The sequence below is a fragment of the Ruegeria sp. CDSB029 genome, assembly GCF_059611125.1.
The window spans coordinates 207,316-220,083 of sequence record NZ_JBXWOX010000003.1; the positions used below are offsets into that span (position 1 = coordinate 207,316).

General features: G+C 55.0%; 12 protein-coding genes. 5 read left to right on the forward strand and 7 right to left on the reverse strand.

The features are described 5' to 3' along the window. Positions 1-19 precede the first annotated feature (19 nt). Both AC2FI8_RS05415 and AC2FI8_RS05420 read left to right on the forward strand, forming a co-directional pair. On the forward strand, positions 20-3,034 hold the full coding sequence (locus AC2FI8_RS05415; RefSeq protein WP_496777650.1) for a sarcosine oxidase subunit alpha family protein: 3,015 nt from the start codon (positions 20-22) through the stop codon (positions 3,032-3,034). Next, positions 3,027-3,593, forward strand: a complete 567-nt coding sequence (locus AC2FI8_RS05420) for a sarcosine oxidase subunit gamma (protein ID WP_496723548.1) — start codon at positions 3,027-3,029, stop codon at positions 3,591-3,593. Before AC2FI8_RS05415 ends, AC2FI8_RS05420 begins: the two co-directional genes overlap by 8 nt. Positions 3,594-3,635: 42 nt before the next feature. Here the strand turns inward: AC2FI8_RS05420 and AC2FI8_RS05425 are convergent, their stop codons facing one another. Together AC2FI8_RS05425 and AC2FI8_RS05430 are read right to left on the reverse strand one after the other, a co-directional pair. Next, a complete protein-coding gene (locus tag AC2FI8_RS05425) occupies positions 3,636-4,034 on the reverse strand; it encodes a hypothetical protein (RefSeq protein ID WP_496723547.1) in 399 nt (132 codons plus the stop codon). Between the two features lie 101 nt (positions 4,035-4,135). Then, complete coding sequence (locus tag AC2FI8_RS05430) at positions 4,136-4,897, reverse strand: FkbM family methyltransferase (RefSeq protein ID WP_496777652.1); 762 nt, start codon at positions 4,895-4,897, stop codon at positions 4,136-4,138. 101 nt (positions 4,898-4,998) lie between these two features. Here AC2FI8_RS05430 and AC2FI8_RS05435 point away from each other — a divergent pair, with 101 nt between their 5' ends. Beyond that, the gene (locus AC2FI8_RS05435; RefSeq protein WP_113789565.1) at positions 4,999-5,598 is read left to right on the forward strand and encodes a superoxide dismutase; all 600 of its coding nucleotides are present in this window, start codon (positions 4,999-5,001) and stop codon (positions 5,596-5,598) included. A gap of 200 nt (positions 5,599-5,798) precedes the next feature. Here AC2FI8_RS05435 and AC2FI8_RS05440 read toward each other — a convergent pair whose 3' ends face one another. Continuing rightward, on the reverse strand, positions 5,799-6,623 hold the full coding sequence (locus AC2FI8_RS05440) for a tyrosine-protein phosphatase (RefSeq protein ID WP_496777654.1): 825 nt from the start codon (positions 6,621-6,623) through the stop codon (positions 5,799-5,801). Positions 6,624-6,825: 202 nt separating this feature from the next. Here AC2FI8_RS05440 and AC2FI8_RS05445 point away from each other — a divergent pair, with 202 nt between their 5' ends. Further along, complete coding sequence (locus AC2FI8_RS05445; protein WP_496777656.1) at positions 6,826-7,737, forward strand: LysR family transcriptional regulator; 912 nt, start codon at positions 6,826-6,828, stop codon at positions 7,735-7,737. Between the two features lie 223 nt (positions 7,738-7,960). On the opposite strand, the gene AC2FI8_RS05450 is transcribed toward AC2FI8_RS05445, so the two are convergent. From AC2FI8_RS05450 to AC2FI8_RS05460, 3 genes are all read right to left on the reverse strand, one after another. Continuing rightward, positions 7,961-9,349, reverse strand: a complete 1,389-nt coding sequence (locus AC2FI8_RS05450; protein WP_496766933.1) for a hypothetical protein — start codon at positions 9,347-9,349, stop codon at positions 7,961-7,963. Position 9,350: 1 nt separating this feature from the next. Then, entirely contained in the window at positions 9,351-10,640 is a 1,290-nt protein-coding gene (locus AC2FI8_RS05455; protein ID WP_496777658.1) for a M16 family metallopeptidase, read from the reverse strand. A 287-nt stretch (positions 10,641-10,927) separates the two neighbouring features. Beyond that, on the reverse strand, positions 10,928-11,413 hold the full coding sequence (locus AC2FI8_RS05460) for an IS110 family transposase (RefSeq protein WP_496740469.1): 486 nt from the start codon (positions 11,411-11,413) through the stop codon (positions 10,928-10,930). A 279-nt stretch (positions 11,414-11,692) separates the two neighbouring features. Here AC2FI8_RS05460 and AC2FI8_RS05465 point away from each other — a divergent pair, with 279 nt between their 5' ends. Next, positions 11,693-12,145: a baeRF12 domain-containing protein gene (locus AC2FI8_RS05465; RefSeq protein WP_496740468.1), complete on the forward strand. Its 453-nt coding sequence runs from the start codon at positions 11,693-11,695 to the stop codon at positions 12,143-12,145. 49 nt (positions 12,146-12,194) lie between these two features. Here the strand turns inward: AC2FI8_RS05465 and AC2FI8_RS05470 are convergent, their stop codons facing one another. Then, positions 12,195-12,746: an LOG family protein gene (locus AC2FI8_RS05470; RefSeq protein ID WP_496766935.1), complete on the reverse strand. Its 552-nt coding sequence runs from the start codon at positions 12,744-12,746 to the stop codon at positions 12,195-12,197. Positions 12,747-12,768: the final 22 nt, after the last annotated feature.

The window sequence follows — 12,768 nt, forward strand, 5'->3', positions numbered from 1 at the left end:
CCTGCGAAAGGTCAGCAACATGAGCACCCGTCTCGCAAAACAAGGTCGGCTGATTGACCGGTCGAAACAGGTCACCTTCACCTTCAACGGCACCTCGATGCAGGGGTACGAGGGCGATACGCTTGCCTCGGCCCTGCTGGCCAATGACCAGATGATGATGGGCCGGTCGTTCAAATACCACCGCCCGCGCGGTGTTGTGGCCAGCGGCGCGGAAGAGCCGAACGCGCTGGTCGGCCTGGGGCAGGGTAACCGGTTCGAGCCGAACCAGCGCGCCACCACGACCGAGCTGTTCAACGGTCTGACCTCAATTTCACAGAACCACTGGCCGAACCTGGAATTCGACATCGGTGCCGTGAACACAGCGCTGGCGCGGTTCCTGCCAGCGGGCTTCTACTACAAGACGTTCATTCACCCCAAGCCATTCTGGAAACACGTCTATGAGCCGATCATCCGGCGGTCGGCCGGTCTGGGTAAAGCACCCGACAAAGACAACCGCGACGCAGACACCTACGAGCACTTCTACGCCTTCACCGACGTTCTGGTGATCGGTGGCGGTGTCGCCGGGTTGCAAGCGGCCAAGGCGGCGGCCGAGACCGGTGCGAAAGTTCTGCTGATCGAGCAAACCGCGCATTGGGGTGGGCGCGCTCCGGTTGATGGCGGGACCATCAATGATGAGCCTGTGGATAAGTTCGTGGAACAATTGGTTTCCAAATTGGAAACAATGGACAACGTTATCATGCGCAACCGCTGCATGGGCGCGGGCGTCTATGACCATGGTTATGTGCTGGGGTATGAGCGTCTGAACGACCATAAACCGGGCACACAAGGTCCACGCCATCGCCTGTGGCGTATCCGGGCCAAGCAGGTCGTCACTGCGACAGGTGCAATCGAACGTCCGCTGTCATTTGCGGGCAATGATGTGCCGGGTGTCATGCTGGCCGCGGCCATGCGCGACTATGTGGTGAATTGGGGCGTAACCCCGGGCGAACGTGTAATCGTCGCGACCAACAATGACGACGCATATCGCACAGCGATCATCCTCAAACAGGCAGGTGTCGATGTTCTGCGTGTGATCGATGCACGCGCTGCGGCTGGACCACTGGCAGAAGAGGCGCGACAGCTTGGCATCCGGGTCGACCCCGGCAAGGCCATTGCTAAAGTCAAAGGCGGCAAGCGCGTCAAAAAGGTCGAGATCTGCAATCAGGAAGGCATCGGTGGCGCTCGCGAAGAAGTTGAGTGCGACGCGGTTGCCATGTCTGGCGGTTGGTCCCCGGTTGTTCACATGTGGTCGCATTGCGGCGGCAAGTTGATTTGGGACGAGGCGCACGCGCATTTCCGCCCCGATCCGGCACGGCCACCACTGGGCGCGAACGGCGAGGGATTTGTTGTGGCTGCTGGTGCGTCTAATGGCGCTCTGGCATTGGGCGATGTTCTGACGGACGCGCACGCTGCGGGCAAAGCGGCCGCCAAAGCAGCTGGCTTCAAGCCAAAGAACACCAAGGCTCCGGCTGGTGAGGCCACGCAAGAGGCCGCTATGCAAGCGGTCTGGCTGATGCCCGCCAACGCCGACGTGCAGCTACGCATGAAATCGTGGCTGGACTTCCAAAATGACGTCAAGGTTTCGGACGTTCAACTGGCCGCGCGCGAAGGCTATGAAAGCGTCGAACATACCAAACGGTACACCACGCTGGGCATGGCGACGGATCAGGGTAAACTGAGCAACATCAACGGTCTGGCGATCCTAGCTGATGCGTTGGAGTCGGAAATTCCGAAGGTTGGCACCACCACCTTCCGCCCGCCGTATACCCCTATCTCGATGGGTGCGATTGGCGGCGAAGCGCGGGGTGAGGTGTTCCAGCCGATCCGTCAGACACCGATGCATGACTGGCACGACAAGAACGGCGCCGATTGGGAACCGGTCGGTCACTGGCGCCGGACCTATGCCTATGTGCGACCCGGCGAATCCGTGCATGACGCCGTGAATCGCGAGGTGAAGAACACCCGTGATAATCTCGGCCTGCTGGATGCCTCGACACTTGGCAAACTGATCGTCAAAGGCCCCGATGCCGGCAAATTCCTGGACATGATGTACACCAACATGATGTCCACGCTGAAGATCGGCAAATGCCGCTATGGCCTGATGTGCTCGGAAAACGGGTTCCTGATCGATGACGGCGTTGTCGCCCGCATCGACGAGGATACCTGGTTGTGCCACACAACCACCGGCGGAGCCGAACGCATCCATGCCCATATGGAAGAATGGTTGCAGACCGAGTGGTGGGACTGGAAAGTCTACGTCGCCAACGTGACCGAGCAGTACGCTCAGGTGGCAGTGGTCGGCCCCAATGCCCGCAAGCTGCTTGAAAAGCTGGGCGGCATGGATGTCAGCGCTGAGGCGCTGCCATTCATGGAGTGGCGCGATGGGCAGATCGGTGGTTTCGATTGCCGTGTCTACCGGATTTCATTCTCAGGTGAACTGAGCTGCGAAATCTCGGTCCCGGCCAGCCAGGGGCAAGCCTTCTGGACCGCTCTGATGGAGGCAGGCAAAGAGTTCGGAGTTATGCCGTACGGCACCGAGTGTCTGCACATTCTGCGGGCTGAAAAGGGCTTTATCATGATCGGGGACGAGACCGACGGCACCGTGATCCCGCAAGATCTGGGGCTGCACTGGGCGCTCTCGAAAAAGAAAGAGGACTACCTCGGTAAACGCGCCCATTCGCGCAGCCACATGGCCGATCCAGACCGCTGGAAACTGGTTGGTCTTGAGACTGTGGATGGTTCTGTCATCCCTGACGGAGCTTACGCAGTCGGTGAGGGCGTCAACGCCAACGGTCAGCGTAACATGATCGGTCGCGTTACCTCGACATATTACTCGGCCAACCTCGGAAAAGGCATCGCCATGGGTCTGATCAAGCACGGTCCAGACCGCATGGGCGAGATCGTCGAATTCCCGGGCACCGATGGCAAAACCTACAAAGCTAAGATCGTGGACCCGATCTTCTTCGACAAGGACGGGGAGAAGCAGAATGTCTGAACCCATCAGCGCACTGAACCACGCAAGCTATGATGGCATTGCCAAGGTCCAGGAATGTGGCCTGCAGGGCATGATTACCCTGCGCGGCGACCTGTCCGACAAGGTGTTGGCCAAGGCTGTCAAGGACGCAACGGGTCAAAAAATGCCCGGTCAGCGCGAAGCTCTGGTCGACGGTGAGTCCGGCGTTTGCTGGATGTCCACCGATGAATTACTGGTGCTTGTTCCCTACGCCGAGGTTGAGGCCAAACTGGCGACCATGACCAACGCGCTGAGCGGTGCACACGCGTTGGCCGTCAACGTCTCGGACGCCCGCGCGGTGTTCCGTATCTCGGGCAGCAATGCGCGTGAGGTGCTGGGCAAACTTGCCCCGGTGGAGCTGTCGGCTGAGGCATTTCAGCCAGGCCAGATCCGCCGTTCGCGTCTGGCGCAGGTGGCAGGGGCGTTCTGGATGGATGACGCCGATACCTTCCGTGTTGTCTGTTTCCGGTCGGCCGCAGACTACGTGTTCAAGCTGCTTAAAGTTGCGGCGCAGCCCGGCAGCGAAGTCGGGGTTTACTGAACCGAAGTGAAGTGAAAAGCCCCGGCCACACCGGGGCTTTCTTTACCCGGTGGTTACGCTGCATACTCCGGAACCATAAGGCTTGTTAGAAGCGCTTATGTGCGCAAAACTGGCGCGGACTTTGACCGTGTTTTTCGCTGAATTAAGATCTGCCTGATATTTCATACGCAGGCTTTGCCCTTCGCTTGACCGGAGGTCGACGTTCCAAAACATGCGGTATTCGCCACTGTTTTTCACTTTGAGTTTGGCGCTGGTCCAATCGTGATGGCCGCTGACAACTTGGGCTTCACGAGTGTTGGTGTCTACCTGAAAGTGATACTCGGGCGCGATCCAGCTATGGCCGTCCGTCTTCGTAATCTCACATTTGTTTTCGTCGGTACCAGCTAAAGCTGATTGCGCGGAAACAATCATCGCAGCAATCGCCGTAAGCGAAGCTTTCATTTTGGTTACCCATCAAACTATTCCGTGGGAGCTCTTCAACAAGCTCACACCTGGGTTGCAAGTGGGGAAACACCTACTTCGACAGGGCTCATGGCTGCCTTCTAGCCAGTAAACAAAACCGTACGGTACCGTGTCATTTCCGTTGGACTGAGGGCTTTCAGAACATCCAGCGGGCGCCCGGTTTCGTCAGTAATTTCAGAGTAAAAGGAGAGACTTTTCAGCAGGTCTGAGGTCCGCTGGTGTCTGTCCTCTTCAGCCAAAAGAGGCGAGTGGAGCGAGAGGTAGAGAGTAGGTCGCGTCCGTTTCAACCAGGGCAGGATCGTTGGCAGTACAAAAAACTCAGCCCCCTCAATATCCATCTTGACCAGCGAGACACCCGACAGGTCATTCGCGGCCTCGAACTGGTCCCATGCGATCGTCAAAGCGTCGTTGCCATGTGTTCCGTCATGCAAAAGTGAGCTGGTGGAATCGCCCGGCTCGCCGCGCACCGACGCAATGCGGGCCACTCCGAACTGATCCGACAACGCCACGCCAAAGGCCGAAACATTGCGGATGTCGTTCAGGTCGAGGTTCCAGGCCAAATGCCGAAAAGCCGTCGGATCCGGTTCGAAACACCAGACGTGCCGCGCTTGGCGGGCACCGTACAGAACCGTGGGGCCAATCCACGCACCGATGTCCAGATAATCCCGATCAGCCGACAGAAACCTGTCGAGCACCGCGAAGGTTTCAGGCTCCCACTTGCCATCTGACACCTTGCGCCAGAATTTCGAATGATATGGGTCCAGTCGAAACGGCTCGCCATTTAGCTGGCCCGCATAGTATCCGCGGGCGCGGTAAAACATCTTGCGCGCCTGTGTAAGCATCGCCTGCCTCCGGGTTTTCTTGTCTCGGCTCTTGACCTGCGGCGGCTGCCAAAGCATTTAACCTTGGGAACCGCAACTTACATTTTTAACAGGGGGCCGATATGGCTTTTGAACTTCCTGATCTTCCTTATGCACATGACGCGCTGGCAGCCAAGGGTATGTCCGCGGAAACACTGGAATATCACCACGACCTGCACCACAAGGCCTATGTCGACAACGGCAACAAGCTGATCGCTGGTACCGAGTGGGACGGCAAGTCGCTGGAAGAGATCATCGTTGGCACCTACGACGCAAACGCCGTCGCGCAAAACGGCATCTTCAACAACATCAGCCAGCTGTGGAACCACAACCAGTTCTGGGAAATGATGGGGCCCGGCGGCAACGCAATGCCCGGTGAGCTTGAAAAAGCACTGACTGAAAGCTTTGGCTCGGTTGACGAGTTCAAGTCGCAGTTCAGCGCTGCTGGTGCCGGTCAGTTCGGCTCGGGCTGGGCGTGGCTGGTCAAGAACGCAGACGGTTCGTTGGCTGTGACCAAGACTGAAAACGGCGTGAACCCGCTGTGCTTTGGTCAAACCGCGTTGCTGGGTTGCGACGTGTGGGAGCACTCCTACTACATCGATTTCCGCAACAAGCGTCCGGCTTACCTGTCGAACTTCCTCGACAATCTGGTGAACTGGGAAAACGTTGCATCGCGGATGTGATTGTTAACCCAATAAGGGTTTTTCAAGGGCCTGTTGGCGGTGACGCTGGCAGGTCCTTTCTTGTTTAGATAGCTGTTTTTGATGGTGATGCTGCGTTTTGCAATCCGCATCGATTGACTGCTTCGAGCCCGAAGCAACTGATGCTTCAGGTCGTACGATTGTCGGCAATTAGAAAACCGTTTTTTTCGTTTGTCAGCGCCTCAGTTCTGCACGAGTAGGTTTTGCCTGATCGCCTCCACCTCCTTATCACTGATGCCAAGAATATCGCGGCGATAAGTGTCAAAAGAGCCATGAGCATCCTTGACCGCCTGAAGAGAGGCTGTGATTTGTTCCGGATGCGCACCGAAGGCCGGGCGCAGCGAGTGGGGGCCCTTGCCAACCAGTTGCTCGAGCTCGTCGTAGGTGAAGGCATTGGAGGTCAGGTAATCGCGCACGACATCCTCTTCGGAATAGCCTAACGTCAACATGGTGACGGCCGCCATGTATCCTGTGCGGTCCTTTCCGCCTGCGCAGTGAAATAGCATCGGAAAGTTGTTCGCATCGGTGAGCAGATGCAGGAACCGGGACACCTGCGGATCAAACTTGGTCGCAAAGTCCCGGTAGCGGTCAATCCTGATCTGGCGCAGGTCGACATCGTGATCCGCAAGCATCTGGTCGATCTCATCGAACTTGCCGTCAAACCACATTGGGCGGATTTGAGACGCGATCTCGATGGGCATGATCTTGGCGATGTCGGCTGGATCCGAGCCAATGGGCAGATTGGCGTTGAAATCCACCGAAGGAATCTGCGCGTTTGGGTGCGTTTCCAGTTCTTCCGGGGTACGCAAATCAACGATGGTCTCGATAGCGAGGCCATTCAGCTCGGCAATGGCGGCATCGGAAAGGCCATCCAACTGATCCGAGCGAAAGAGCACACCGGGCCTGATCCCCGCATCAGGAGTTGTGAGTTCGCGAAAATTCTCAAGCCCATGGACCGGATGGGTAACTTTCACGTCTTCGCACTCCGATGGCAGATCAATGTCCAAAGCAGTATTGCAGGCTGTTGTTTGCGCGGTCGCTGTGCCGACAGTGAATGTGCACGCAATTACCGCTGCCAAGCTCAAAGGGGAGTGCGCTTTCATACCGTGTGCCCTCAATGCAGAAATCTCTTGATCAGACGCTTTTTTAATCAGAGGAAGGATAGATATAGAAAGTTAAAGTCCATATGATTTTCCGATGGAGTTACGAATGCCCGAGATCGAGCAGTTACGCGCTTTTGTCACCGCAGTTGAGTGTGGTTCGTTCTCTGCCGCTGCGCGAAAACTGGGCAAAGCACAATCTGCGGTCAGCGCGACGATCTCCAATCTGGAAATCGATCTGGATCTGTCGCTATTCCACAGAGATGGCTATCGCCCCGTGTTAACGGATGCCGGTGAGTCATTGCTGAAGCACGCAAGGTCGGTATTGAGCAGCATGGACATGCTCCGAGGGCAAGCCGAAGCGCTGAGCGGATCTATTGAGCCCAGGTTTTCCTTCTTTGTCGAAGATGGGTTGTTGGTGGATCGTGTTCGAAGCCTGTTAACTGGCACAGCCGATAGGTTCCCAAGCTTAGAACTCCGTGTGGAGCAGCTTTCGAGGCCTTCTGTTCTCAAGGCAGTTCAATCAGGTGATGCGGACGCTGCTTTTGTATGTGAGGCACCCAAGGAGGCTCAAAGCTACAGATGCCTCGGCGTCGGGTTTCAGAGGGTCGTGCCTGTGTGTCACGCTGACCACCCGCTGGCTAAACTGGCGACCGTGGGGCGGAAAGACCTGTCGCAATACCGTCAAGCGGTGGAACCGAGTTCAGTCGCTTCAATCGCTGGAGACCGCATTTTCAGCCCGGACATTTGGATCTCAAGTACCCCGATCACCAGAAAGGCGCTTGTGATAGGTGGCTTGGGCTGGGCAGAGTTGCCGGTCGTTTCGGTGGAGCGAGAAATCTTAGACGGCGAGTTAAAGGTTTTGGAGTACGAATTCGCACAGAACGCGATCCTGAGGACGGTGGATTTCCTCACAATAAACGCGACCGGCCAAGGGCCTGTGATGAGGTGGTTGACGAGTGAAATCACAACCTGGGATCAGCGCGCCTGGATTGGCGATCATCAGGTTGGCAGGCGTTAGCAATGCCGACATTCAAGCAAATTCAGCGAATTCACTGTTTGTCTGCAAAGCTGAATTGAATCGGCAGAAAACCTGCCATTTCAACTTTCTGTACTGCCGCAAGTCCGGTCTGAGCCTAATTTGCACAATGCTGCACTAAACACCTATGACTGCTTTGCGCGGCGAATGAGCTTCGCAGGGGCTAGTGCTTCCTTTCAAAAGGCCAACTACAATTGCATTTCGTTTAAAGGTTTTCAGCACTCGGCAGCGCATCAAGGCAAAACCTTAAGGGAGTGCTTTTGGGCAGCGCACAGTAACCTTTTGACGGCAAGATGTCCGAAGGTGAGCTTCCGCCTCCGATCAATATAAGGAGGAAATCCTCCAAAGGCGGCAAAAGCTCACGTGAGTTTGCTGCCGTCTGCTCCAATGACAGTGATTGAAAAGCGCTAAAAAGCGGAATTTCGATAGTGCCGTCAGTACCCTCGGGATATTCGTGCAGGTATTGTCGCGCACCCCAGACAGGCTCAGTAAAAAAATCGCGATAGTAAGCCCGGTCCAACCGACTGAACTGAATCCCCAAACCTTCTTGTTCAATTTTCCCGCTGCGGACACTCTGGTAAATGTCCGTTATTCTCTCATAGACTTCGGGCCACTTCACGGCCTCAACTGTGGCGCTTAGCGAGATAATCGCCTTTTTCTTACCCATGACAACGAAGTCTGAGCGTGGATCGTAAGCCGCGCGCAATTCCTGGCGGATAATACGAAACATCTCGGATCCTTGACTGGCACCGATGTAATCCACCAAGACATTTGTCCCAACCTGGTCAATCTCATCTTCAAACTCTTCAGCTTTGACAAAAAGGATCAGCATCTCGGTAGAGTCAGGATCGGCAAAGTGAATGACACCCGTCGGAAGGCTGAAATCTTCCTCATTCGTGCCAATCAACGCTTCAGCCCATTTTGCGAAAGGCAAATTCCACTTTCCCTTCAGGCGCGGAAGCTTGCTGACCAATCGAAGAGTGCGGCGTTCTACTTCTTGGTCTCCGGATCTTAGGATTGCCTGAATGGGTTGACCAAAACGAAATTCGCCACCCCCAACCTCAGCATCTGCGTCGCCAGGTTCGTACTCCAGGAAATGCGCCACTTCCTTCAGAACATCTTCTGGCCTCCTGGTTCTGGTAGACTTGGTAGAGTTGGAATACTGCAGCTCTCTTGCATACCAGTCGTCCGAGTATTCCGCCTCAAGCAAGAGGTTTTCGAGGTGAACGATGGTCTCTGGAAAGACTTCGTTTGGCGCCGAGACCGTGAGCATCAGACTACGGCGACTTGTTTCGACGTAATGCTTGATCCCTTTCAACTGCTTGTACTCAGCAATTTTGTAGGAAGAACGGCTTGATGTTCCTCCAGAAATTACACTTGAGAGACCTGCACGCAATGCGGCCACCCGGTCTATCGTCGGTCGATCTATCGGCCAAACCAAGGTGAGCTCAGAAATGCCGTTTTCCAGAGGCATCAGATAGGCAAAATTTGCATCACCGGTCGTTGCGATCAGCTCCGCACGGACCTGCTGCGCTGACAGCAGGCTGAGAACCAATAAAAGAGAGGAAATGAACCGGCTTTTTAATGTCTGCATGTTACTCTGCTTTTTCGGCCAACACGACCGAAGTGGCTGATGGCTTGATGACCTTTTCGGCAAAATCAATAACGTCCTGATCTGTCGTATCGTTCAAGATGTCGACAAATACAGTCGGTGTGAGAGGGGGGAAACCATCAGAAGCCACATTCGACAGGAATGATAGAAACTCTGTGGGCCGGCGCGCGGCATTTCTGGATCCAACGACCTGCATCCGGCGCGCTTGATTGATTTCATCCCTGGTGATCGGTTCGTTCAACAAATTGGCCAGAGTTTCTGTCAGATGGTTATGCGCCGCGTCCAAGCTGAAGCCGGGCATTAGGTGCAAATCTATGGTAAGTTCCAGATCCGCATTTTTGGCAAAAAACCAGTCAGCGTCGACGCTGAAAACGCGCTCGTCTTGATAGTACAGGGCCTTGTAAAGCCTTTCGTTCAAAACATCGGTGGCGATAAAAAATGCGCCCTGCATATCGATACTGGTTGATCGATCTTCGAAGTCCACGAATTTCGCAAACTGGATTGTGTCATGCGCCAACTTGTCCGACCGAATGCGTTCAACAAACCGAACCTCAGGGTCTGGTTTGTCGTCTAACCAGCGTTTTTGAGGGGCCTCAGAAGGTTCTGTGTCCCCAAATATACGAGCAACGAGTTCTTCGGCTTTACTAGGTTCAATTTTTCCCGACACGATTAACGTCACATTGGACGGCGTATAGTGAGTTTTGTGAAACTGATAGGCCTTCTCAAAGTTCAATTGCGGAAGATCTTCAATGGTGTTGTCTGCACGGCCGCGCAAAGTGCCGTAGAGGTTTTGAAGTGCAATTCTTCTGAGCCAACGAAGCGGAGACTGCCTTTCACGAAGAAATGTTTCACGCTGTACGATACCAATTTCGCTTTCCGCAAATCCTTCTGGCAGCGATGGCGTGTCAAGGACGGCCCGAGACAGCTGCAGCAACATTTCTATGTCAGAAGGTACGCCGGAATTCGTGTACACCGTTGATACGTTATGCGTTGTCGCGTAGATATCGCGCTCTCGGGGCTTTCTGAGTATTGTGGCGTCCGCTGAAAACGCAGCCAGATGCTCAGCTAGATGAGCCGTACCGGATGGTTCCGGATCATCATACGCTCCCGATAGAACAATTAGCTGCACGTCCACACGGTCGAAGTCATCCCTCGGAACCACATAGGCTGCGTATAATCCGCCTTTCTCAGAAAGAGGGGTGACGCCTTGAGCATGAGCAGTTCCAGAAAACACCAAGAGGACAAGCGAAAAAAACAATACGACTGTGCGCATCATAATCCTTTAAATTATGTCACTTAGTCCAAAAAAACGTCCGTCATCAGGCGTTTAACGAATGCGACAGTGATTTACTAAATGCTTGTGGGATACGAGCTGCTATTTCAAGCCGCCAATTGAAAACTTGCCGAAATGTGTTCGACACGAGACTAAATACGCGCGGAACCCGTACCTCAGCTCTCTATGGAGAGATCACCCAAAAGTAATACATCGTAGAGCAGCAGCGAGTGGCAGTTATCCAGAGATCAAGAGGGAAGTGTCTGCTTTGCCCGGCGATCCAGCTCTCAGTAGGTTCTGTACAGCATCACGCGTGAACCTAGGAGCGGCAGAAGTGCACGCGCGAGATCTGGATCTGCCTCGATCAATGGTATGACCCGTTCGTCGAAAGACCCCTGATCAACATGCGACGGCAATTGCTGGCCGAAGACCCTGAACAAGCCGCGGACTTCGTTGGTCAAATCGATGCATTTCCTTTGAACAGCCGTGCGGCTTCTCAATAGTGTTCTTAACGCGTGTGCCATGCGGCTCTTGATGAAAAATTTACTGAACCACCCAGATCGCAACACCTCTGCAATCCCTCGCGCATGCGTTTTGTCGGTCTTGTTACGCATCGCTGAACGAGCCGCGTTCACTTGCCGTGCTTCCATCCAGACCACATCAAGACCAGCGGCCCGAAGCCCATGACGCAGGTGCAGGCTCATCGAAGCAGAACCAAATTCAATCCGACACTGACTGGCAGACCCATCAATCTGGTTAGCCCAAATACCCATGCTTCGTCCCGCAAGCTGATATTAGCCGAAAAGCTATTCGACAGTGCCGGCGTGACCCTGCAACTCCGCCGCAGGAGAAAACCTGCCTATACGTCAACTTTCGAATTGAGACCTATTGTACGCCGCCCTGCAATACCTAGCTAAAGTATGCGGAGGGAGAGAGCCGCAAACCACTAAGAAAAAGGTCAGGCAACGCGCTGAATGAATTTGGCGCGTCTCGGGAAAGCTGTGCCTGACGCATGAGAGATGGCAAAAAATATGTCATTACAGGAGAACACAATGGTCGAACTTGCACAGGGAACATGGGTTGTCATCGCCGACGGGGAAAAGGCGCTGTTCATGGAGAATATCACCGACGCTGATGATCCCAATCTGGTTGTCGTATCCGTAGAAGAAAGCGACGGACCAAGGACCAAGCCTTCGGACCGGGCCGGTCGTCGTTTTGACACGGCACCACATCAGAAATCGGCCGTGGAAGAGAGCAAATGGAAAACCCATGCGAAATCCCTGTTCGTGCAGGATGTCGCCAACCTGTTGAACCGTAAGGGTTTAAAAGGGGCCTATAAACGATTGGTCCTGGTAGCCAGCCCGCATGTTCTAGGGTTGCTGCGCCGGCGGTTGCACAGCGAAGTGCTGGGCAAAGTGGTTGCCGAGGTCGATAAAACTCTGACCAATCATCCGATGCATAAGGTCGAACAGGTGCTGCGACAGCGCCTTGCTCCGGCGACTTGAATTTGACGATGGCAAACGGGCGGTTCTGGCCGCCCGTACATCTGTCAGCCTAAGTCAGAACTTTCCTGAGCGTTGACATTGCAGCCTCCGGGCCATCGACCCATGTGATGAAGTCCGACAGCGATGCGTCGGCAAAGCCTTGGCCGATGACCTGTTGCAACAGCTCGTGCAGCGTATCCCAATAGCCATCCACATTCATGACTAGAATGGGTTTGTCGTGCAGGCCCAGCTGCCGCCAAGTGAGCGCCTCGAACAACTCATCCAGCGACCCCGGACCGCCGGGCAGGACAATAACCGCATCGGCATTCATGATCATGACCTTCTTGCGCTCGTGCATCGTCTCGGTGACCACGAAACGGGTCAGGTCCGTCTTGCCGACTTCGCGTCGCAGAAGGTGCACCGGGATGACGCCGAACGTGTCACCACCAGCGGCTTGCGCGGCTCGCGCGACCTCGCCCATTAGCCCCACATCCCCGGCCCCGTAGACCAGCCGCCAGCCTTCTTTGGCCAAAAGGGTTCCAAAGTGTTGCGCCGCGTCGGAATAGGCCGGATTCGCGCCATTTCGTGACCCGCAATACACACAGACAGATTTCTGAGACATGGGTTGGCTTCTCCGGGCTTGT